Below are 20,824 nucleotides of genomic sequence, written 5' to 3'. Positions count from 1 at the left end.
TCACTTCTTCTGGAAGGCGGGATGCCACGACAGGGTCAGCCGCTCCAGCGCCCGCGAGGCGCTGTCGGCGAGCTTGCCGAGCAAGGCGTAGATCAGGATCGAGAGCACGACGACGTCGATCAGCATGAACTCGCGCGCCTGCATCGCCATGTAGCCGAGGCCCGACGAGGCCGCGATGGTCTCGGCGACGATCAAGGTCAGCCACATGATGCCGAGCGCGAAGCGCAGGCCGACGAAGATCGAGGGCAGCGCGCCGGGGAAGATCACCCGGCGGAACAGCTCACCGTCGGTCATGCCGTAGATGCGGCCCATCTCGATCAGCTGCGGATCGACGGTGCGGATGCCGTGCAGCGTGTTGAGATAGATCGGGAAGAACACGCCGAGCGCGACCAAAAACAGCTTTGCCGACTCGTCGATGCCGAACCACAGGATGACGAGCGGGATCAGCGCCAGATGCGGAATGTTGCGCACCATCTGCAAGGTAGTGTCGGTGAGCTTTGCCGACAGCTGCGACAGGCCGTTGGCGAGGCCGAAGGCGAAGCCGATGCCGCCGCCGATCAGGAAGCCGATCGAGGCGCGCCAGAAGCTGACCCAGATGTTGCGGACCAGTTCGCCGGACAATAGCAGCTTCCATCCCGCCACCGCGACGTCAGTCGGCGCCGGCAACACCCGCGAGGGCACGTAGCCGGTGACGCAGGCAAGCTGCCACACCAGCACGATCGCCAGCGGCACGATCCAGGGGATCAAGCCGTCGACCTTCGGGAGTTTCGGCGCGCTGGAGCTGTTTCCGTTCCGATCGGATCGGAACGGAGCTCCAGATTTTTGTTTTGACGCGTTTTCTTCACGCGAACCGGCATCCACTTCGCTGGAAAACGCTTTGCGGCGCGGGAGACTGTCGATGAGACTCATGATTGCGATGCCTGCTTCTGCGGACGATAGTCGTTGCCGATAGTCTCACCGAACGGCCCGGTGTTGACGCGGATCGGCGTCACGTTGCCGCCCTGCGCCAGCGACAACAGCGGGAACACCAATTCGGCGAAGCGATAGGCTTCCTCGAGATGCGGGTAACCCGACATGATGAAGGTATCGACGCCGATGTCTTGGTACTCCTTGATCCGCGCGGCGACGGTCTCGGGATCGCCGACCAGCGCGGTGCCGGCCCCGCCGCGCACCAGGCCGACGCCGGCCCACAGGTTCGGGCTGATCTCGAGCTTGTCGCGGCGGCCGCCATGCAGCTGCGCCATGCGCTGCTGGCCGACCGAATCCATCCGCGCAAAGATCTTTTGCGCGGCGGCCACCGTGTCGTCGGTGACGTACTGGATCAGCTCGTCGGCGGCGCGCCACGCCTCCGCGTTGGTCTCGCGCACGATCACATGCAGGCGGATGCCGAACGAGAGCTTGCGGCCGCGCTGCGCCGCCACCGCCTTCACCTTGGCGATCTTCTCGGCGACCTGCGCCGGCGGCTCGCCCCAGGTCAGATATTTGTCGACGGTGTCGACCGCGACGTCGATGCCGGCATCCGAGGAGCCGCCGAAATACAGCGGCGGCCGCGGCGACTGCACCGGATTGAACAGCAGGCGGCCGTCCTCGATCCTTATGTGCTTGCCTTCGACATTGACGGTCTTGCCCGCCAGGAGATCGCTGTAGACGTTGAGGAACTCGCGGGTCACCGCGTAGCGTTCGTCATGATCGAGGAAAATGCCGTCGCCCTTGTTCTCGATCGGATCGCCGCCGGTGACAACGTTGATCAGAAGGCGGCCGTTCGACAGCCGGTCCAGCGTCGCGGTCATCCGTGCGGCGACGCTCGGCGACTGCAGGCCGGGCCTCACCGCCACGAGATAGCGCAGGCGTTCGGTCCAGGGCGCAACGGCAGAGGCCACCACCCAGGAATCCTCGCAGCTCCGCCCGGTCGGCAGCAGCACGCCGTAATAGCCGAGCTGGTCCGCGGCCTGCGCGATCTGGCGCAGATAATTGAAGTCCACCTCGCGGCCGCCGATTGACGTGCCGAGATAGCGGCTGTCGCCGTGGGTCGGCAGGAACCAGAGGATGTTGGCGTTGGTTGGGGTGCTCACGTGCCCGGCCTCCATGCGACGTCGGAAATCTTGATTTGTTTCGGGATCAGGCCGAGCGCGAAGAACGTGTCGGCGACCTGCTGCTGGTCCGCGACCACCGCATCGGTGACCGGCTTGATGCCGTAGGCCTGCCGCTTCAGCGCGACCTCGACCACCGGCACCGACAGGCCGATGCTCGGCGCCAGCTGCTCGGCAACGGCGTGGATATCGCCCTTGGCCCAGTCGTCGACCTCGCTCAGCTGCGCCAGCACGAGCTCGACGATCTTCGGATCCTCCTGCAGGAATCTCTTCGAGGCGAAGTAGAACTGATAGTTCGCGACGATGCCGGTGCCGTCGGCGACGGTGCGGGCACCGGTCGCAGCCTCCGCCGCGGCCTGGAACGGATCCCAGATCACCCAGGCATCGACCGCGCCGCGCTCGAACGCCGCGCGTGCATCGGCCGGCGCCAGGAACACCGGCTCGATCTCGGAATATTTGACGCCGGCCTTCTCCAGCGCCTTCACCAGCAGATAGTGGACGTTGGAGCCCTTGTTCAGCGCGACCTTCTTGCCCTTCAGGTCAGTGACCGACTTGATCGCGCTGTCCTTCGGCACCAGGATCGCCTCGCCCTTCGGCGCCGGCGGCTCGTAGGCGACATACTGGATCGGCGCACCGGCGGCCTGCGCGAAGATCGGCGGCGCCTCGCCGGTATTGCCGAAATCGATCGCGCCGACATTGAGCGCCTCGAGCAGCGGCGGCCCGGACGGAAACTCGGTCCACACCACCTTGGTGCCGGCCGCCTTCAGCTTTTCCTCGAGCGAGCCCTTGCTCTTGAGCAGCACCAGCTTGCCGTATTTCTGGTAACCGATGCGGACGACCTTCTCCTCGCCGTAGGAGGCGCTGACGGTTGCGGCGACGATGCTGAGCGACAGCACCGCGCGGGCGATCCAGCGTCGAAATAAACGCGTCATGGGACTATCCTCTGCATTGGAAATGACCAAACGCGCGCCGATCAGGTCTGGGGATTGCGCCAGACGATGTCGCGGATCGCGATCTGCTTCGGGATCAGGCCGAGCTTGAAGAAGCGGTCGGCGACGCCCTGCTGGGTCGCGATGATGTCGTCGGTCACGGGTCCGACCGAGAAGCCCGCCCGCTTCGCCGCGATGGTCTGGATATCGAGCGGCACGCCGGTGACGGCGGCCAGCGATTTGGCGACCTCGTCGGGATGCGCCTGCGCCCATGCCGCGCTCGACGTCGTGACATCGACGATCTGCTGCAGGATCGCGCCGCGATTGCGGGCGAAGTCGCGGTTGGCGATGTAGAACGAATTGGTCTTGGTGATGTCGCGCGTCTTGACCAGAATGCGGCCGTTCTGCCTGGTCTCGCCGATCGCGAAATACGGATCCCAGATCGCCCAGGCATCGATGCCGCCATTGGCGAAGGCGGGACCGGCGTCCGGCGGCGTCAGATAGACCGGCGTGATGTCGTCATAGGTGAGCCCGGCCTTCTCCAGCGTCTGGATCACGACATTATGCGCGCTCGATCCCTTGGTGAAGCCGACGCGCTTGCCCTTGAGATCGGCAATTGACGCGATCGCCGAATTCTGCGGCACCAGGATGCCGGAGCCATTGATGATGGGCTGAGCCGCGGCATAGACGATGGCCGCGCCCGCGGCCTGCGCGAAGATCGGCGGGGAATCGCCGACCGCGCCGTAATCGACGCTGCCGACATTCATCGCTTCCATCATCGGCGGACCCGAGGAGAACTCGACCCATTTCACGCTGATGCCCTGCGGCTTGAAATGATTTTCCAAGGCCTCGCGCTGGCGCGTGATAACGAGCACGCCGTTCTTCTGGTAGCCGATACGAATTTCCTTCGCGTCCGCCTGCGCCTTCGCACCGCGTGACAGCGCAGCGGCGGCGGCTGTGACGAGCGACAGCTGGAGGAACTCACGACGCTTCATTCCAAACTCTCCTGACGATCAAGCGCGCTATCGCGCTGCACGATCATGCGATGTCAGGATGATGGGGCGCGCGAATGAAGCTGTCGAGCACCGCACAAAAATAGCGATGCCAGCACTTCGGTGCTGGCATCGCGCGTGCCGTTTCTTTTAAGGCGCGGATCGCGTGTAGCGAATTATTTTCCTCACGGAAACGCGAGGTCGCTGTACAGAAGCGTTTTCGAGCGAAGTGGGACCGGTTCGCGTGAAGAAAACGCGTCCAACAAGAAGCTGGAACATCGGCTCTGATTATCAGAGCCGGTGCTCCAGCAATCGATCAGCCCGCAGCGGCGGCTTTCGATCCGACATTGACCGCGAGTTTACCATAGCGGTCCGTGAACGCCTGGGTGTCGATCTCCTCGAGCTTAATCGAGCCGCCGAGCACGCCCTTCTTCCAGGCCTCGTGCTCGGGATCGTGCTGGAACTCCGGCATCACTTCCTTCGCGAACAGTTCGAGCGACTCGCAGATGTGCTCATGCGTGTTCTTGCCGGCCTGGTTGAGCAGGATCACCTGATCGATATGCGAGGAACGGAAGCGCCGCAGCTTCTTGCGCAAGGTCTCGGGCGAGCCGATCAGGCCGCCGCGCAGCGCGGCCTCCTGCGCCTCCGGATTGTCGCGCTTCCACTTGTTGTACTCGTCCCACATGTTGACGGTGCCGGGCGTCGGGCGTTGCCGGTTCTGTGCCTGGCCGTAATAGCGCAGCGCGAACTGGAAGAAGGTTGCGCCGTCGGCGCGCCGGCGGGCTTCCTCGTCGGTCTTCGCGCACATGAAGAACGAGACCAGCGCCATGTTCGGATTGATCTCGTAGTCGGCGAGCTTCTTCAGCCGCTTGGTGATCGCGTTGTAATAGGCGTGCACCCAGGCATGCGCCGCCTCGGCGCTGACGAACTGAAAGCCGAGCGCGCCAAAGCCGTTCTGCCCGGCGCGTTCGATGGTCGGCAATTGCGAGCACGCCATCCAGAGCGGCGGATGCGGCTTCTGCACCGGCTTCGGCACGACATTGCGCAGCGGGATATCGAAATACTTGCCGTGATGCTCGGTGCCGACCCTGCTGAACATCGGGAAGATCGCTTGCACGGCTTCCTCGAACACCTCGCGCTTGGTCTCCATGTCGCGGCCGAACGGCGTCAGCTCGGTGATCGAGGCGCTCTCGCCCATGCCGAACTCGCAGCGGCCGTTGCTCAGGAGATCGAGCACCGCGACCCGCTCGGCGACGCGGGCGGGATGATTGGTGGTGAGCTGGAAGATGCCGTGGCCGAGCCGGATGTGTTTGGTGCGCTGGCTCGCGGCGGCAAGGAAGGATTCCGGCGCCGGCGAGTGCGAATATTCCTCGAGGAAGTGGTGCTCCACGACCCAGGCGTAGTCGTAAGCGAGCCGGTCGGCGGTTTCCAATTGCGTCAGCGCGTTCTGGTAGAGCCTGAGCTCGTCGCCGTCGTTCCAGGGGCGCGGCAGTTGCAGCTCGTAAAAGATGCCGAATTTCATGGAGTCACTCCCAAGGTCGCTTCTTCGACCACTTATCGTGGTCTCGACCGCTTGTTGTTTTGGGGCAGTCTAGTGGCGCTCCGGATCAAGTCTAGCCTCGGGGGCGAAACCCCAATTCCGCGCAGCGGGAGACGGCTTGATCGGAACGCATGAATGTTTAGCTTGTGCTGGCCTGAGTCGCGGCGCTATCGGTCGCGCGCTCACTCTTCCGAAAGCCCATGACCACCTTCACGCCGCATCAGGACACTGCGCTGAAAGCCGTCGCCGACTGGCTGAAGGCCAAGCCCGGCCAGAATGGCACGCCGCCGGTGTTCCGCCTGTTCGGCTATGCCGGAACCGGCAAGACCACGCTCGCCCGCCACATCGCCGAAGGTGTCGACGGCGAGGTGAAGTTCGCGGCCTTCACCGGCAAGGCGGCGCTCGTCATGCGCAACAAGGGCTGCGACAGCGCCTCGACGATCCATTCGCTGATCTATCGGGCCCGCGAGTCCGGCGTCGAGCAGCCGAGCTTCGAGCTCTGGGACGACGCGCCGGCATCAAAGGCGAAGCTGATCGTGATCGACGAGTGCTCGATGGTCGATGCCGAGCTCGGCCGCGATTTGATGTCGTTCGACTGCCCGCTGCTGGTGCTCGGCGATCCCGCGCAATTGCCGCCGATCCAGGGCGGCGGCTTCTTCACCGATGCCGAGCCCGACGCGATGCTGACCGAGGTGCACCGCCAGGCGCAGGACGATCCGATCGTGCGGATGTCGATGGATATCCGCGAGGGTCGCGAGCTCGAGATCGGCCGCCATGGCGAGAGCGAGGTGGTGTCGCGCAAGGAGCTCGATCCGGACCGCGTGATGAGCGCCGACCAGGTGCTGGTCGGCCGCAACAACACCCGCCGCGCCTACAACATGCGGGTGCGGCAGCGGCAGAACATCGAGGATCCGCTGCCGGTTGCCGGCGACAAGCTGGTCTGCCTGCGCAACAACCGCAAGAAGGGCCTGTTCAACGGCGGCCTGTGGCGGGTCAAGGCGCGCGCGCAGTCGAAATCCAAGATCATCACCATGCGCGTGATGCCGGACGAGGATTTCGGCTACAAGGTCACCAAGGTCTCGGTGCGCGGCGAGTGCTTCGACGGCGGCGTCGAGGGCGTGCCATGGGAGCAGCGCAAGCCCTATGACGAGTTCGACTACGGCTATGTACTGACCGTGCACAAGTCGCAGGGCTCGCAATGGGACGACGTCGTGCTGTTCGACGAGAGCTTTGCCTTCCAGGACTCGCGCGCGCGGTGGCTGTACACGGGGATCACGCGGGCGGCGAAGCGGCTCAGCGTGGTGGTGTGACGCCGTCATTCCGGGATGGTGCGTAAGCACCAGACCCGGAATCTCGAGATTCTCGGTGCGCAATTGCGCACCTGAGGGTTCGATGCTTTCGCATCGCCCCGGAATGACGCTCGCAAACGCGCATTTCCCTCACGAAACCGTGTGGCCGGCGCCGTAACAAAACGCCTCCTCGCCCGTATTTTGAAGCGTCGGAGCCGCTCGGCCTGATTGGCCAATGCCGGCTCCCGCTTTACACTGGCCCCAATTGCGATCCCACGAGGAACCCATGCCCAAAAGCTCCCTCAGCCGCCTCTCGCTGTGCGCCGCCGCGATCGGCGCGCTGGCCGTCACAGCTTTTGCCGTTGCGCCCTCGCTTGCCGCCGAGGACGCCGTGATCATCCCGGCGCCCGCCGCAAGCGCGGCGGAATCCGGCATCAAGACCGCGGTGCTGGCCGGCGGCTGCTTCTGGGGTGTGCAGGGCGTATTCCAGCACACCGCCGGCATCGTCAGCGCGGTGTCCGGCTACTCCGGCGGCAGCAAGGCAAGCGCCGATTACGAGAAGGTCTCGACCGGCACCACCGGCCATGCGGAATCGGTCGAGATCAAGTACGACCCGCAGAAGATCTCCTACGGCAAAATCCTGCAGATCTTCTTTTCCGTCGTGCACGACCCGACCCAGCTGAACCGGCAGGGCCCCGATTCCGGCACGCAATATCGCTCGGCGATCTTCACCACCAGCGACGAGCAGAAGAAGGTCGCGGACGCCTATATCGTCCAGCTCAACGCGGCCAAGGTCTACAAGAAGCCGATCGTCACCAAGGTCGGCGCGCTGGAGGCGTTCTATCCGGCGGAGGGCTACCACCAGGACTATCTGACGCTGCACCCGAACCAGCCCTATATTGCGTATAACGACATCCCGAAGGTCGAGAACCTGAAGAAGATCTTCGCGGAGAACTACATCGAGAAGCCGACGCTGGTGGGCAGCACCAAGGTCACCAACTGAGGCGACGCTTCCCGTCATTGCGAGCGAAGCGAAGCAATCCATGCCGCGGCAAGCGGAAAGATGGATTGCTTCGTCGCTTCCCTCCTCGCAATGACAACCAACAAGGGAGTTTCCATGTCCGATACCAAGACCGACGGCAAGGTCCGCAAGAGCGAGGCCGAGTGGCGCAAGGAATTGACGCCGATGCAGTACGCCGTGCTGCGCGAGAAAGCGACCGAGCGGCCCTTCACCGGCGAATACGAGCATGATCCCCGCAAGGGCACCTATGTCTGTGCCGGCTGCGGGCAGACGCTGTTCGAATCCGACCAGAAGTTCGATTCCGGCTGCGGCTGGCCGAGCTTCTCCAAGCCCGCGGTCGAGAGCCATGTCGACGAGGAGCGCGACATGAGCCACGGCATGATCCGCACCGAGGTGCTGTGCTCGAAATGCGACGGCCATCTCGGCCACGTCTTCAACGACGGCCCCGGCCCGACCGGCCTGCGCTACTGCATCAACTCGGCGGCGCTGAAGCTCGACGAGAAGAAGTAACGGCTGCGATTTTTGTCATGCGCGGGCTTGACCCGCGCATCCATCAAGGAGAGAGCCTTTCTCTGCGATGGATTGCCGGGTCAAGCCCGGCAATGACGACAGTGGGTTGGGCAAATATCCTGGCCTCACGTCGAACAATTTCTCCGCCCCGCGCGACCAAGAACCGGTCGCGCGGGGTTTTGTTTTGGCCGTGGTGACCTGCGCGTCAAACGAAGGAAATTTTGATGTCACGGATTCCAGGAAAGCTTTTGTTCGGTCTCGGTCTTGCCGGCCTCATCGTCGGGAGCGCGGTGAGCGGGCCTGCGTTGGCTGCCGACAAGATCTCGCTGTTCAAGGTCATCACCAGCAAGGACGAGATCGTCATCGGCCTGACCGATGCCGACCTCGCAGAGGTCGAAGGCCAGAATGCCGGCGGCATCGCCAAGATGCTGGTTGCGAAGGGCACGATGAGCGTCTGGCAATACGCCGTGCACAAGTCCCCCTCCGGCGATCTCGAACAGGCGCCGGTGCACAAGGTCGGACTGATCGCCAACGACTCGCTGCGGGTCGAGCCCTATCCGACCCCGCTGAAGGTGCTGCCGATCGACGAAGGCAGGAAATAGCCACCAGGGCCACCGGCAACATCCTCGTGATCGGCTGACGGCCTTAACGACTCGCAGGCCGGAATGTGCTTTGCTCGGTGTTCGCGGGGCCGTAGGCGTCTCGCCGTGCGGCTGCCGCCTGTTCTGAGGAGGGCGCCATGTCGCTTGGACTGATCCTCATCATCCTTTTGCTGATTATCCTGCTGGGCGGCTATAGCGGCCGAATTCGCGGCTATGGCTATGGCCTCGGCCACTCCGGAATGGGCCTTTTCGGGGTGATTTTGATCGTGGTCGCGATCCTGGCCTGGCTCGACAAGATTTGAGAGCCATAAGTCATTGAAACAAAATGACTTATCTGGCCGGTGCCGGTGCTATGCGCGGATTCAGCATGTGCCCTGTCAGGGGCTCTTCTGGGGTCGCATTTTTGTCAAAGAGGCCTATATTAGGGGTCGAAATGACATGTACGGCGCGCCGCCGATAATAGGCCGCCGTCCCCCAAAATCCCTTTCGCAACGCCAACTGAAAAGAACACAAGAGGTCGTCGACCATGCGTCCCCTGCGTCCGTTCAACTATAACACATCCGCCGAACTGTTCCCCGCCGCGATCCGCAAGAAGAAGCGGGCGGGTTTCGCCTACCGCCGTTTCGGCACCGCTGCCGAGGCCGTGCAGTTCGCGATGGAGCAGCTGCCGGCGGACTCGCTGAACGGCGCCTATCTCCAGGTCGAGGAAGCCCGTTTCGACCAGAACGGCATCCGCTCGCTCTATGAGAGCGAGGCCTTCCCGCTGCCGCGTCGTCCGCGCCCGGCCGCCAGCCAGACCGACGCTGACGCCGCATAAGCTTTCTGCTCTTCGCTCAACGAAAAGCCCTCGGATCGATCCGGGGGCTTTTGTTTTTGAGGGTCACAATCTCGGCTGCTTGTCGAGCCAGCGCCGCAGCATCCGCACATTGCGGATATTGGCGCGGAACATGACGTCGAAGGCATCGCCCGCCACCGGCACCATGCCGATCACGCCGTCGACGGCGACGTTGGCGAGCATCCGCGCGGTGATGTGCCAGGGCGCGCCCAGCAGACGCGCCTCGCGCACCAGCCATAGCGAGATCGCGGTGGTGATGATATCGCCGACCACCGGGATCAGGCCGATCAGCCCGTCGATGCCGTAGCGCACATTGGTGCCCGGAACGATGAAGGCGACGTCGAGTAGTTTTGCGATCATCTCCAGCCGCTGCAGCCGCTGCTCGCGGGTCAGATTGCCGAACGGATTGGCGGTGGAGTTGCGGAAGTCGAACTGAAAGCCTTCCTGAAAGCCTTGGAACTGCGGATGCAGCGGGCCATCGGCGAGCTCGCGCCCGTCCTGGTCGATGACCTTGCCGCGCGCCTGCGCGCCGCCAAAGGGCGGCCGCGATCGCGCGGCGTGGGGCATGAAGATATCGTCTCGGGGCATGGCCATCACATGGTAACGCAGGCAGGCGGTTCAAGTTGCGTCACATTACCACTGTGTCACCTTCAAGGCCTGTTACCCGAAGCTCTGCCGTGCTCGCCTCAGTAGACGCCTTTGTTCATGGTTCTGAGCCGCTGCGCCAGCGTCCGCATGACCTTCAGGGCAAAATGCGGCGTCTGGCTCACGAGGAAGAGAAACTGCTTTTCCGAAACCGGGACGAGCTCGACATCCGTGAGCGCCGTGGCGGTCGCGCTCCTTGGCTCATTGTCGATCAACGCCATCTCGCCAAAGATCGTGTCGGGCGCCAGATCCGCCATCGTCTTGTTGCCGACCTGAATGCGCACGTAGCCGCTCTTGATCACGAAGAGCTCGTTGGCCTGCTCGCCCTCGCGAAAAATAATGCCGCCGGCTCGGACCAGGCGCGTTTCGATACTGTTGCCCGTCAGAAGGCTGAAGCTTGCATCTGCCACTCGAAATTCCTTTCCCCGAATCCGGACGCAGATCGGTACGTCCCGGTCGTCTGCAGCTACGGCTGAAATAAATGCGCGAACACAGAATAGAGCACGCCCGGGATCGGCATCGCCCCTGCCCCGGACGGCCGCGGGTCGCGAGGACGAACGCGGACATGACATTGGGACTACGTTTGCATGACGATGATGTGACAGTTGTGTGAAGGTAGCCGGACCTCCGGCGTCTCGCGCGCTGATACGATTACTGCAAGGGGCGATCTATTCCGCGCCGGGCGTTGAGCGCGGCCCCTGTCCGATCGCGACGTGCTCATTTCGCGGTTGGGTCAGAAGTCGCCGAACGCGACTTCTGCTTTTCCCTTGGTACTGAGCACCTGCCCTAATGCTGGGAAGCCGGCTGCGCCGGCGCGTGCAGCTCTTCGGCATATTTGTGCGCCAGCCAGGACGTGATCACGCCCGGGATGAAGCCGACCATTCCGTACAGGATGAACTGCACCGCGCCGCTTTCGGAGCCGTGCGAGGCGTAGGTCAACGCCGCGCCGACGAACGCCACCGCACCAACGAGCAGCATCCGCACCACCGGCGCGATCCGCCTCACATGCATCAGGATGTCGTCGATCGCACCGAACATCAGCGACGGCACGATGCCGAACAGATAATTGTATTGCAGCGACTTCACGAACACGACGAGCAGCTTGGTCACCTCGCCGCCGCTGGTCTCGGTCCAGTAGCCGGACTGATAGGTGGTCATGAGCAGCAGCAGGAAGCCGCCGATGAATGGCCCGATGGCTGCGAAGATCAGATAGCGTTTCATGGCGTGCCCTTGCCCGACGTCGGCCAAGTGTAACGCGGTCGCGCGACGGTTCTAGGGAAAAATCGAAAGCCGCGGCGGTGTTCCGGAGCTCTCTGCGCGTCGGTGCGCTGCAACAGCCGCTGATCTTGCTGCGATACGGAATCGCCCGGACGAAGCCGGGCGACGACATTGCTGGCGACCGGGGCGAGAGCTAAGGCCGCTACTCACCCCACGCCGCGAACGCCTCGTTGAAGGCTCGCTCGCCGGGGGCGCCCTTTTCGATCGCGATGATGGCGCGGCGCTGGTTGGTGTAGACCAGCGGCACGTCGAACCACGAGCGCTCCTTCAAGAGTTGCAGATTGCGCGAGCGGTCGGCGTCGACATTGGAGAGGCCGACCAGGAAGAAGCCGTCGGTGACCTTGACCGCGAGCCCGGCCAGCGGCGTGCCGCGCGCCTGCTCGTTGGACTTCATCAGGATGCCCGGCACGTTGCCGACGCCGCCATTGGCGAAGTCCTGCGGCAGGATGAAGGTCAATTCCGCGGTATGGCTCGCCGGCAGCGATGAATCGGTGTTGCGGCGGAACGACATCGTCATCTTGAACTTGCGATCGGGGATGTCGATGTCGGCGCGCACGGCGATGTCGGGCTTCTGGTTGCCCGATCCCTTGACCTGCTCGGTGCGCCAGACCACCGAACCGACATACTGCTTGCCCTTCGGATCCGACGGATCCTCGTCATACAGCACCACGCGCTGCGCCACCGGGGCGACCGTCTCGCCCGACGACGAGGGCTGGCCGACGCGGTCGGTGATCTTCTTGCTCGCAGGCGTCGACGCGGCATCCTTCGGCGCCTCGACCGGGGCCGAGGATTTGAGCAGGCTGTTGACGAGGGTCATGGCCTGCTGCCGGAACAGGATGCCGGTGCCGACCAGGATCAGCAGGATGCCGATCACGATCGCGGTCTTGAACGGGAACATCGAGCCGACGCGCGGCGGCTTCTTCGGCTCGCGCTCGCCGTTGCCGGCCCGCGACCGCTGCGGCGGCGGACCTTGCGGCGGCTGCGGGGTGTAGCGCTCGGCCTCCTCGATCGACTCGTCGTAGGAATACGGCGCCTCGGGATCGCCGCCGCGATTCTCCAGGCTCGGCTCGAGCCGGTCGAATTCCGGCGAGGGCGACGGCACGTTGGCGTAGGTCTTGCGCGCGTTGCGGCTGGCTTGCGCCGCGGCACGGCCGAGATCGTCAGCATCGGCGGTGATGTCGCGGAAGCCGCGCACGCCCGGCGCGGCCGGCGGCACCGGCGGCGGCGCGCCTTCCGGACCGCGGCGGGGCGGGCCCGGCCGGGCCGGCGGCGCCTGGGTCTCGGGCGGGACCGGCGGGTTTTGCGGCCGCGGCGGGGCCGGCGGCGGCGCGTCGGGGCGCAGATTGCGCGGCGGACGGGGTTCGGCCGGGGGCCGCGGGCGCGCGGCAGTGTCGGCGGGACCGGGCTCGGGCGGCCGGGCATTGGCGCGGCTGCCGCGGACAGCGGCAGCGCCACCGGGACGCGAGGCCTCGCGGGCGCGCTGCGCGGCCTCGGACTCGACCTTGCGAACCGCCTCTTCCAGCGACAGCCGTTCGCGGGTGATCTCGGACTCGGAGAGCGGCGGCTGCACGCCGCGGAGCTGCTGGATCAACGCCGTTCGCGCCCGCGCATACAGCGCACGGCGGGCTTCGCCGGGGGCGTTGGGGTCCAATCCGGCGATGGCACGGGCGATCAGCGGGTAGTAGTCAGCCATTTCCACACAATTGGAGGGATATAGGTAATATCCCGTTAAGCCTCGAACGGATTCTGTACCAGAATAGTATCTTCACGCTCCGGGCTGGTGGACAGCAGGGCGATCGGACACCCCACCAGTTCCTCGACCCGGCGAACGTACTTGATGGCCTGGGCCGGCAGGTCCGCCCAGGACCGCGCATTGGCGGTCGGCTGTTTCCAGCCCTCGATGATCTCATAGATCGGCTCGACCCGGGCCTGCGCGCCCTCGCCCGCCGGCAGATGGTCGATCTCCTTGCCGTCGAGCTTGTAGCCGATGCAGACCTTGATGCTGTCGAACCCGTCCAGAATATCGAGCTTGGTCAGCGCCAGCCCGGCAATTCCGCAGGTGCGGACAGTCTGTCGCACCAGCATGGCATCGAACCAGCCGACCCGGCGCTTGCGCCCGGTATTGACGCCGAATTCCTTGCCGCGACGGCCGATTTCCTCGCCGATCTCGTCGTTCAGCTCGGTCGGGAACGGACCCTGGCCGACCCGGGTGGTGTAGGCCTTGCAGATGCCCAGCACATAGCCGACCGCGCCCGGGCCGAGGCCGGTGCCGGTCGCGGCCTGCGCCGCCACCGTGTTGGACGACGTCACATAGGGATAGGTGCCGTGGTCGACGTCGAGCAGCGCGCCCTGCGCGCCCTCGAACAGGATGCGCTTGCCCTCGCGGCGCTTGAGGTCCAGCAGCCGCCACACCGTCTCGGCATAGGGCAATAGCTTCGGCGCCATCGCCGACAGCTCGCTCAGGATGCTCTTGCCGTCGATCTCCGCGAGGTTGAGGCCGCGGCGCAGCGCATTGTGATGCGCCAGCAGGCGTTCGATCTTGTGCGGCAGGGTGTCGAGGTCGGCGAGGTCCATCAGGCGGATGGCGCGGCGGCCGACCTTGTCCTCATAGGCCGGGCCGATGCCGCGGCGGGTGGTGCCGATCGAGGTGATGGCGTTGGACGATTCGCGCAAGGCGTCGAGCTCGCGATGCAGCGGCAGGATCAGCGTGACGTTCTCGGCGATCCGCAGATTGTCCGGTCCGACCGCGACGCCCTGCCCCTTCAGCTTGGCGACTTCGTCGAGGAAGGCCTGCGGATCGAACACCACGCCATTGCCGATCACCGCGAGCTTGTTCGGGCGCAGCACGCCGGAGGGCAGCAACGCCAGCTTGTAGGTCTCGCCATTGATCACGAGCGTATGGCCGGCATTGTGGCCGCCCTGGAAGCGCACGACGATGTCGGCCTGTTCCGACAGCCAGTCGACGATCTTGCCCTTCCCTTCGTCACCCCATTGGGCGCCGACGACGACAACATTGGCCATTGCGAAGATGTTCCCTTCAGGTGTTTCAGACCATGATCGCGGCGAAAACGCGTCCGCCCACAGCGACCTGCATTGATATGCCCAGCCTAAATCGCGGCGCCCGGCCGCGCGCACGCAAGGCGCCTACCGGATAAAGGAAGCGGCTCGGCTGCGCAAGCAAGAAGGGGCTCGTTTACGCCTTTTAGACGGGCCACAACCCTTTGATATCCCCATTAAATTCCATGCTGCGCCCGGCCGTGCCGGGCTGGCGGGAATTTAATGTTACGGCAACGTGACGCCGGACCTGCTGTGGATTGATCGCAGCTCCTATTACGGCGATCATTCACCTAGATTAACCGGCAGGGTCCATGCCCAATTCCACACAAGCGACAATGGCGCTGCGCAAGCTCGGCATTGCCTTCAAGCTTCACACCTATGTCTACGATTCCAGCGCCGAGAGCATCGGGCTGCAGGCGGCCGAGGCGCTCGGCGTCGACCCGAATCGCATGCTCAAGACGCTGATGGCGGAGGTTGACGGCAAGCCGGTCTGCGCCGTGGTGCCGTCCGACTGCGAGGTCAGCATGAAGAAGCTTGCCGCCGCCCTCGGCGGCAAGTCGGCCAGGATGATGCGCCCGGCCGATGCCGAGCGGCTGACCGGCTATCATGTCGGCGGCATCAGCCCGTTCGGCCAGAAGAAGAAGGTGCCGACCGCGATCGACGAGACCGCCCTCACCCACGTCACGGTCTTCGTCAATGGCGGCCAGCGCGGCCTGCAGATCGAGATCGATCCGAACGACGCCGCGCTTGCCGCCGGCGCCACGATGAAGCCGCTGGTGGCGACGCAGGACTGAACCTACGCGAGACTGATCCTGCGCGAGACCGATCCTGCGCAAGACTGATCCGAAGACCGGTCGCCGCGATCAATGCGAGGATTTGTCCCTCATGAACTCCGCGCCGACGAAGTCGGACAGACCGGATAATTCCTCCGCCGTAATATCGTTGACGTTGAGCCGCAGCTGCATGATCGCGAGGTCGAGCAGATGCGCGGCGAAGCTCGCGCCGGCCGCCCTCACGATGCTGCGCTGCTCGATCAAGACAGCGATGACGTCGCGCAAACTGCGCACTTGCACTTGATCCATGGCCCTTTGCCCGGCGCTGGCCGTTGTTAGCTGAGTTGTCATTGGGATACCGATTGTAGTGTGCTGATGGACGCCGCACCCACGGTTGGGATGTACGGCAGATGCTCGGCTTCGTCGCCGAGATGCGGGATGCGCGGGCGCGTCTCGCGGATTTCGATGTCGATGGTCATCGGCGGGGGAATCAGCGTCACCGAGGCTTTCGGCCATGGCGCCGGATTCGGGCTGACGCCGGTGAAGCGATAGGCCGCGGCGATCTCGAGCGCGAGCAGTTGCAGCTCGAGCATCGCAACCCCCATCCCGGCGCAGGCGCGCGGACCGGCGCCGAACGGGATGTAGGCGTCGGTGTTGTAGCGCCGCGTCAGCAGGAAGCGGTCCGGATCCTCGAAATGCCGGGGATCGCGCTGCAGCTGCCAGGGGCAGATCAACAGCGAGGTGCCGACCTTGAGATCGCGCCCGCCGATCGTCACCGGCTGCATCACCTCGCGCGAGAACCACCAGGCGCTGGGGTAGAGCCGGCAGACCTCCTTGACCAACGTCGCGCTCAGATTGGCGCGCTTCACCGCCTCGAGCCGCAGCTCGCCGTCGTCGCCGAGGCACTCCGCCGCCTCGTCGGCAATCTCGTCCATCAGGGCGGGATCGGCGGCCATCTGGTAGAACATCCACGCCGCAGTCGAACCCGTGGTGTGATGGCCGGCCAGCAGCAATGTCAGGATCTCGTCCTCGAGATCGCGATCGGTCAGGCCGAGCGCCTCGAGATCGCGCAGCGCACTGCTCGAGCCGGCCTTGCGGCGCAGACGTTGCACCACCGTCGACATCGCAAGCTTGGCACAGACCCGGTTCTTGCGCCGCCGATACCAGGCCACCGGACCGAACGGCAACGCGCGGAACATCTCTTCCGCCAGATCGTCCTCGATCGCGCCCACCGCCTGAACCAGGGCTTCCTCGTCGCCGGACGACATCACCTGGGAGCCGAAGATCGCGACGCAGATCGTCCGCAGCGCCAGCATCGCGGTGACATGGTGCGGATCGAACGATCCGAGCCGCGCCAGGCTGGCGCCGACCGCGCGGATCTCGGCGCACATATGCGGCAGGAATTTCTCGACGCTGCCCTTGGCCATGTGCTTCTGCAGCACCGCTCGGCGCCGCTTGTGCTCCTCGCCGCTCAGCATCAGCGAGCTGCGGCCGAGCACCGGCGTCAGCTTCTTGATCAGCTTGCCCTTTCCGATGTCGGTCTCCGGCGCCTTGAGGATCGGGCGCAGCAGATCCGGATCGTTCACGAGGAACACCGGCGCGGGACCGAGCTGCAACGGCACCAGCCCCAGCGCGGACTCGTTGCCGCGCGTCAGCAGCAGACGCAGCGGATCACGCTGGAATGCTCGAACGTCCGAGAACATGTGAAGCATCGTGGATCTCCAATTGCCGTCCAAGGTCGAGGAATTTGGTCAGGCCGGGATTGGCGGCGAGACCGAGCGGAATTTCTCCGGCGAGCGCCGTCAGCGGGCGGCCCATGCGATCATTGCCGATCACCTGCGGCGGGCCGTAGCGGCGGGTGCGGATGTCCATCCGGGTGAGAAAACGCTCATAGGAGAGGTCGGCCAGCGCGACGAGCGCCTTCGCTCCGCGCAGCTCGGCGAAGCGGAACATCAGCGCGTAGTTCACGCGTGCGGCCTGCGACCTCGCGACGTTCGGCAGCACGCCGAAACGGCTGATCTCCCACGCGTCGCGCCTGGTCGGAAAGCGACGCAGCGCAAGCTGCGGGAAGACCGACTTGGTGAGATAGGGATAATCGGTGCGGATAGCCCGGAAGCCGCCGACGAGCTCGACGCCGGAGAACAACAGGCAGTGCTCGGTATACCAGCAGTCGAACTGATCGCGTTCGACATCCCCGACCGTGGTCAGGAGCCAGCCGCAATGGTCGACGAACAGGCGCTTGCGCAGCCGCAACATCGCCCCGACATGCGCCGGATCAAGCTCTTCCCTGGTAATGAGGGCGTGGTAGCCGTCCAATGAATGAAGCATTTGTCCCTTCCTCCAAATGCGGGAACATCTGGAACAAAAGGGGTTAACTGTGGTACCCCCTAAAACCGGGGGTTTTCGTCAATGGGCCTGGTAGACGCGATTTCGACCATCGAGGCGTCGGATACCATCGACGAGCTCAGCTCGTCATTGCATCGCGTTGTCCAGAATTACGGCTTCTCGGGCTTTGCCTTTGTCGATGCCGGCCGGCCCGACCTTGATCTGCCCTATCATATCGGCACATTTCCCGACGCCTGGAAGCGGGCGTATGTGCAGAACGAGTTCGTTCATGCCGATCCGGCGCTGGCGCGGTCACGACGCACCAACACGCCGTTCAGCTGGAGCAGCCTGAAGCTGCCGGAGCGAAGCGGACGCAAGCGACCGCCCGAGGTCAAGACGATGGATGCCGCCCGGGAGTTCGGATTCAAGGACGGCTTCGTCGTTCCCTTCCACTATCGCGACCGGCTCGGCGCGGTGCATTCGAGCTCGACGGTGTTCTTCTGGGAAGACGAGCCGCGCGACTTCGACAAGCTGTTCGTCTGCCATCGCCATGAACTGCATCTGTTGATGATCTATTGGGTGCAGCGGGCGATGGACATCGTCAACCGCGACCAGCGCAACGCGCCGACCATCCTCAAGCCCGCGGACGCCGCCGAAACCATCAAGCTCACCGGCCGGGAAAAGGAAGTGATCGCCTGGGCGGCGCGCGGCAAGACCGTGGCCGACACCGCGCAGATCCTCGGCATTTCGCCGGAGACGGTGGAAGGCTTCATCAAGCAGGCGCTGCGGAAGCTCGAGGCATCCAACAAGACCCATGGGGTGGCCAAGAGCATCGCGCTCGGAATCATCGATTTGTGAGCGGCGCCGCGCAGCCATGGCGGCGCTCCCGGAGCTGCCGCCATGCCGACCGCATCGCCCTGCCAGGACCAAGCACCGCGATCTGTGGCGCGGTCACTCATCCGGGTTGGGTTCATCTCCCCTGTCGCGCCCTGATTGCATTCGCGCACGGTCTTGATAATAAGGGCCGTGGCCGGATGACGCTGATGCGAGCATCCCGGACCAGGGTGCCCACTCCGGTGCTCGTCCGGCGCGACTGCCCGGCCGGCGTCGAGGCGCGGATCATCCTGCACGTTGCCCGGTACGGCAGGACCCGTTGTCCAGCCGCATGATCCGTAGAAGTCCCATCGCGACGAACCGCCGGTTCATTTGCTACCAACTTTTGTAGCGGAAATGCTGTCCACGGACCTAGCTGGAGATGGTCTGAACGCATCATGAGCACATCACAGGACGACCAAATCGACCAATTGGTGCAGGCGCGCTGGCGCGCCATCGGGCTGTCGCAGGCGGATCTCGCCGAGATCCTGTGCGCCGGCGCCTCTCTGCAAAAGAACGGCGTCGACGGCACGGTGAAGATTGATACCGGTCGCCTGGCGACCGTAGCCGAGATGCTCGGAATCGCCGCCGACATCCTCAACCGCCGGCTGGTCACGGCAGCGCCGGCGCAGGCCGGCCAGACGGCGGAATCGCTGCAGTCCCTGCTCGAACTGCGCATGCTGCGGGTGTTTCGCGACGTGCAGGACCCCGACACCAAGCGGATCCTGATCGAGCTCGCCGAGCAGATCGTCAAGCGCCAGACCACGCCGCCGGAGACCGGCTAGGACCAAACGTTCGATCCCCTGCGCGACCGGCGCGGGGCTGGCCCGGCCAGGCGCTGTTGCTGCCTTGGTGAAGGGGTCTTCGCGCATGGTCGCGATGCGTCTATCCCCATTGATGGAATGACGAAATCCGTGTCTGTGATCCGAGCCGGGGAGATCCATACCGGCCCGGCGGTGCCAGCCGGGCAGGCCGCGGCGTCGTGAACCCGGGCCCTCTTTATGTCTGCCTCCGATTCCACCACATCAACGCCTGCGGCCGGCTCCTGGATCGCCAACCAGCCCTATCTGCTGCTCTGCATCACCGCGACGTGCTGGGCCGGCAATGCGATCGTCGGCCGCCTCGCCGCCGGCCACATTCCGCCGGTGACGCTGTCGTTCCTGCGCTGGTCGGCGGCATTCCTGATCATCCTGCCGTTTGCCTGGAAGCACCTCGTCCGCGACTGGCCGGTGATCCGCAACAATCTCGGCATCATGGTGCTGATGTCGATCACCGGCATCAGCGCCTTCAACACGCTGCAATACTGGGCGCTCGAGCACACCCAGGCGCTCAACACGCTGCTGCTGCAATCCGCGGCACCGCTGGTGGTCGCGCTGTGGTCGCTGATCCTGCTCGGCGCACGGCTGACGCTGGCGCAATTGTTCGGCGTGCTGCTGTCGCTCGCCGGCGTGCTGGTGATCCTGCTGCACGGTGATCTCACGACGCTGTCGAAGATCGAGTTCAACAAGGGCGATCTGATCTTCATCGTCGCATTGGTGATCTTCGCGCTGTATTCGGTGCTGACCCTGAAGCGGCCCAAAATCCACGGCCTGTCGGTCGCCGCCTTCACCTTCGGCTGCGGCGCGCTGGTCCTGATCCCGCTCTACATCTGGGAACTCGGCACGCGTCCGGTGATGCAGCTCACGATCAACAACCTGCTGTCGCTATTCTATGTCGCGGTGTTCCCCTCGACACTGGCCTATCTGTGCTTCAACCGCGGTGTGCAGCTGATCGGCGCCAACCGCGCCGCGCCGTTCTTCCACATGGTTCCGGTGTTCGGCACCATCATGTCGATCGTGTTCATCGGCGAGCATCCGCAGGCCTTCCACTTCATCGGCTTTGCGCTGGTGCTGGCCGGTGTCTTCGCGGCGTCGCGGAAGCAGTCGGCGGCGTGACTGTCGGAAGAGCATATCTCCATCCTTCCCTCTCGCCGTTCTTACGGGGAGTGGGTCAGGGTGAGGGGCTCGCTCCGCAAAGACGGAGCGAGATGAATTCGCGGAGACTCCCCCTCACCCGGATCGCATCT

The 20,824-nt window shown here is 64.6% G+C and carries 23 protein-coding genes; 10 read left to right on the top strand and 13 right to left on the bottom strand.

The window, feature by feature from the left end:
- The 5 genes from ACVIYL_RS15970 to ACVIYL_RS15950 form a co-directional block, all read right to left on the bottom strand.
- Positions 1-747 carry an ABC transporter permease subunit gene (locus ACVIYL_RS15970; protein WP_057017321.1) on the bottom strand — a complete coding sequence of 249 codons (747 nt, stop codon included), beginning with the start codon at positions 745-747 and terminating at the stop codon, positions 1-3.
- A 158-nt stretch (positions 748-905) separates the two neighbouring features.
- Positions 906-2,087 (bottom strand): FMNH2-dependent alkanesulfonate monooxygenase, encoded by a 1,182-nt coding sequence (ssuD, locus tag ACVIYL_RS15965; RefSeq protein WP_456779103.1) that lies wholly within the window; start codon positions 2,085-2,087, stop codon positions 906-908.
- Positions 2,069-3,022: a sulfonate ABC transporter substrate-binding protein gene (locus ACVIYL_RS15960; protein WP_456779102.1), complete on the bottom strand. Its 954-nt coding sequence runs from the start codon at positions 3,020-3,022 to the stop codon at positions 2,069-2,071. The genes ssuD and ACVIYL_RS15960 overlap by 19 nt, the downstream gene beginning before the upstream one ends.
- Positions 3,023-3,063: 41 nt before the next feature.
- A complete protein-coding gene (locus ACVIYL_RS15955; RefSeq protein ID WP_456779101.1) occupies positions 3,064-4,014 on the bottom strand; it encodes a sulfonate ABC transporter substrate-binding protein in 951 nt (316 codons plus the stop codon).
- Positions 4,015-4,327: 313 nt separating this feature from the next.
- Entirely contained in the window at positions 4,328-5,533 is a 1,206-nt protein-coding gene (locus tag ACVIYL_RS15950) for an LLM class flavin-dependent oxidoreductase (RefSeq protein WP_456779100.1), read from the bottom strand.
- A gap of 218 nt (positions 5,534-5,751) precedes the next feature.
- Here ACVIYL_RS15950 and ACVIYL_RS15945 point away from each other — a divergent pair, with 218 nt between their 5' ends.
- The 6 genes from ACVIYL_RS15945 (at position 5,752) to ACVIYL_RS15920 (ending at position 9,790) form a co-directional block, all read left to right on the top strand.
- Positions 5,752-6,861, top strand: coding sequence for an ATP-dependent DNA helicase (locus tag ACVIYL_RS15945; RefSeq protein WP_028343487.1), 1,110 nt, complete (start codon positions 5,752-5,754; stop codon positions 6,859-6,861).
- A 265-nt stretch (positions 6,862-7,126) separates the two neighbouring features.
- The gene (gene msrA, locus ACVIYL_RS15940) at positions 7,127-7,843 is read left to right on the top strand and encodes a peptide-methionine (S)-S-oxide reductase MsrA (protein ID WP_456779099.1); all 717 of its coding nucleotides are present in this window, start codon (positions 7,127-7,129) and stop codon (positions 7,841-7,843) included.
- Between the two features lie 114 nt (positions 7,844-7,957).
- Entirely contained in the window at positions 7,958-8,371 is a 414-nt protein-coding gene (gene msrB / locus ACVIYL_RS15935; protein ID WP_057017314.1) for a peptide-methionine (R)-S-oxide reductase MsrB, read from the top strand.
- Positions 8,372-8,595: 224 nt separating this feature from the next.
- On the top strand, positions 8,596-8,973 hold the full coding sequence (locus tag ACVIYL_RS15930; RefSeq protein WP_253606911.1) for a hypothetical protein: 378 nt from the start codon (positions 8,596-8,598) through the stop codon (positions 8,971-8,973).
- A gap of 137 nt (positions 8,974-9,110) precedes the next feature.
- Positions 9,111-9,275, top strand: coding sequence for a DUF3309 family protein (locus tag ACVIYL_RS15925; protein ID WP_016844323.1), 165 nt, complete (start codon positions 9,111-9,113; stop codon positions 9,273-9,275).
- A 224-nt stretch (positions 9,276-9,499) separates the two neighbouring features.
- Positions 9,500-9,790, top strand: a complete 291-nt coding sequence (locus ACVIYL_RS15920) for a hypothetical protein (RefSeq protein WP_016844322.1) — start codon at positions 9,500-9,502, stop codon at positions 9,788-9,790.
- Between the two features lie 63 nt (positions 9,791-9,853).
- Here the strand turns inward: ACVIYL_RS15920 and ACVIYL_RS15915 are convergent, their stop codons facing one another.
- The 5 genes from ACVIYL_RS15915 to ACVIYL_RS15895 all read right to left on the bottom strand — a co-directional run bounded on the left by ACVIYL_RS15915 (position 9,854) and on the right by ACVIYL_RS15895 (position 14,752).
- Positions 9,854-10,402: a DUF4112 domain-containing protein gene (locus ACVIYL_RS15915; RefSeq protein ID WP_456779098.1), complete on the bottom strand. Its 549-nt coding sequence runs from the start codon at positions 10,400-10,402 to the stop codon at positions 9,854-9,856.
- A gap of 92 nt (positions 10,403-10,494) precedes the next feature.
- Positions 10,495-10,863 (bottom strand): Crp/Fnr family transcriptional regulator, encoded by a 369-nt coding sequence (locus ACVIYL_RS15910; RefSeq protein ID WP_024582951.1) that lies wholly within the window; start codon positions 10,861-10,863, stop codon positions 10,495-10,497.
- Between the two features lie 376 nt (positions 10,864-11,239).
- A complete protein-coding gene (locus ACVIYL_RS15905) occupies positions 11,240-11,674 on the bottom strand; it encodes a DUF5413 family protein (protein WP_028343492.1) in 435 nt (144 codons plus the stop codon).
- 199 nt (positions 11,675-11,873) lie between these two features.
- Entirely contained in the window at positions 11,874-13,424 is a 1,551-nt protein-coding gene (locus ACVIYL_RS15900; RefSeq protein WP_456779097.1) for a hypothetical protein, read from the bottom strand.
- A 35-nt stretch (positions 13,425-13,459) separates the two neighbouring features.
- A complete protein-coding gene (locus ACVIYL_RS15895; RefSeq protein WP_016842678.1) occupies positions 13,460-14,752 on the bottom strand; it encodes an adenylosuccinate synthase in 1,293 nt (430 codons plus the stop codon).
- A gap of 347 nt (positions 14,753-15,099) precedes the next feature.
- Between ACVIYL_RS15895 and ybaK the strand changes: the two genes are divergently transcribed.
- Entirely contained in the window at positions 15,100-15,582 is a 483-nt protein-coding gene (ybaK, locus tag ACVIYL_RS15890; protein ID WP_076829980.1) for a Cys-tRNA(Pro) deacylase, read from the top strand.
- Between the two features lie 69 nt (positions 15,583-15,651).
- Here ybaK and ACVIYL_RS15885 read toward each other — a convergent pair whose 3' ends face one another.
- From ACVIYL_RS15885 to ACVIYL_RS15875, 3 genes are read right to left on the bottom strand one after another with little or no spacing between them, the layout of a single operon-like run.
- Positions 15,652-15,870, bottom strand: a complete 219-nt coding sequence (locus ACVIYL_RS15885; RefSeq protein ID WP_016842680.1) for a hypothetical protein — start codon at positions 15,868-15,870, stop codon at positions 15,652-15,654.
- A 38-nt stretch (positions 15,871-15,908) separates the two neighbouring features.
- The gene (locus ACVIYL_RS15880; RefSeq protein WP_456779096.1) at positions 15,909-17,273 is read right to left on the bottom strand and encodes a cytochrome P450; all 1,365 of its coding nucleotides are present in this window, start codon (positions 17,271-17,273) and stop codon (positions 15,909-15,911) included.
- Positions 17,233-17,889: an acyl-homoserine-lactone synthase gene (locus ACVIYL_RS15875; protein ID WP_456779095.1), complete on the bottom strand. Its 657-nt coding sequence runs from the start codon at positions 17,887-17,889 to the stop codon at positions 17,233-17,235. Before ACVIYL_RS15875 ends, ACVIYL_RS15880 begins: the two co-directional genes overlap by 41 nt.
- Positions 17,890-17,970: 81 nt before the next feature.
- Here ACVIYL_RS15875 and ACVIYL_RS15870 point away from each other — a divergent pair, with 81 nt between their 5' ends.
- From ACVIYL_RS15870 to ACVIYL_RS15860, 3 genes are all read left to right on the top strand, one after another.
- Positions 17,971-18,744, top strand: a complete 774-nt coding sequence (locus ACVIYL_RS15870; protein ID WP_016842683.1) for a helix-turn-helix transcriptional regulator — start codon at positions 17,971-17,973, stop codon at positions 18,742-18,744.
- Between the two features lie 413 nt (positions 18,745-19,157).
- Positions 19,158-19,544: a hypothetical protein gene (locus ACVIYL_RS15865; protein WP_456779094.1), complete on the top strand. Its 387-nt coding sequence runs from the start codon at positions 19,158-19,160 to the stop codon at positions 19,542-19,544.
- 216 nt (positions 19,545-19,760) lie between these two features.
- The gene (locus ACVIYL_RS15860; protein WP_253606905.1) at positions 19,761-20,693 is read left to right on the top strand and encodes a DMT family transporter; all 933 of its coding nucleotides are present in this window, start codon (positions 19,761-19,763) and stop codon (positions 20,691-20,693) included.
- Positions 20,694-20,824 lie beyond the last annotated feature (131 nt).

The organism is Bradyrhizobium sp. USDA 3315, assembly GCF_054056795.1.
The sequence above is the reverse complement of the archived record's forward strand: the minus strand, read 5'-3'. Positions and strand labels throughout refer to the sequence as shown.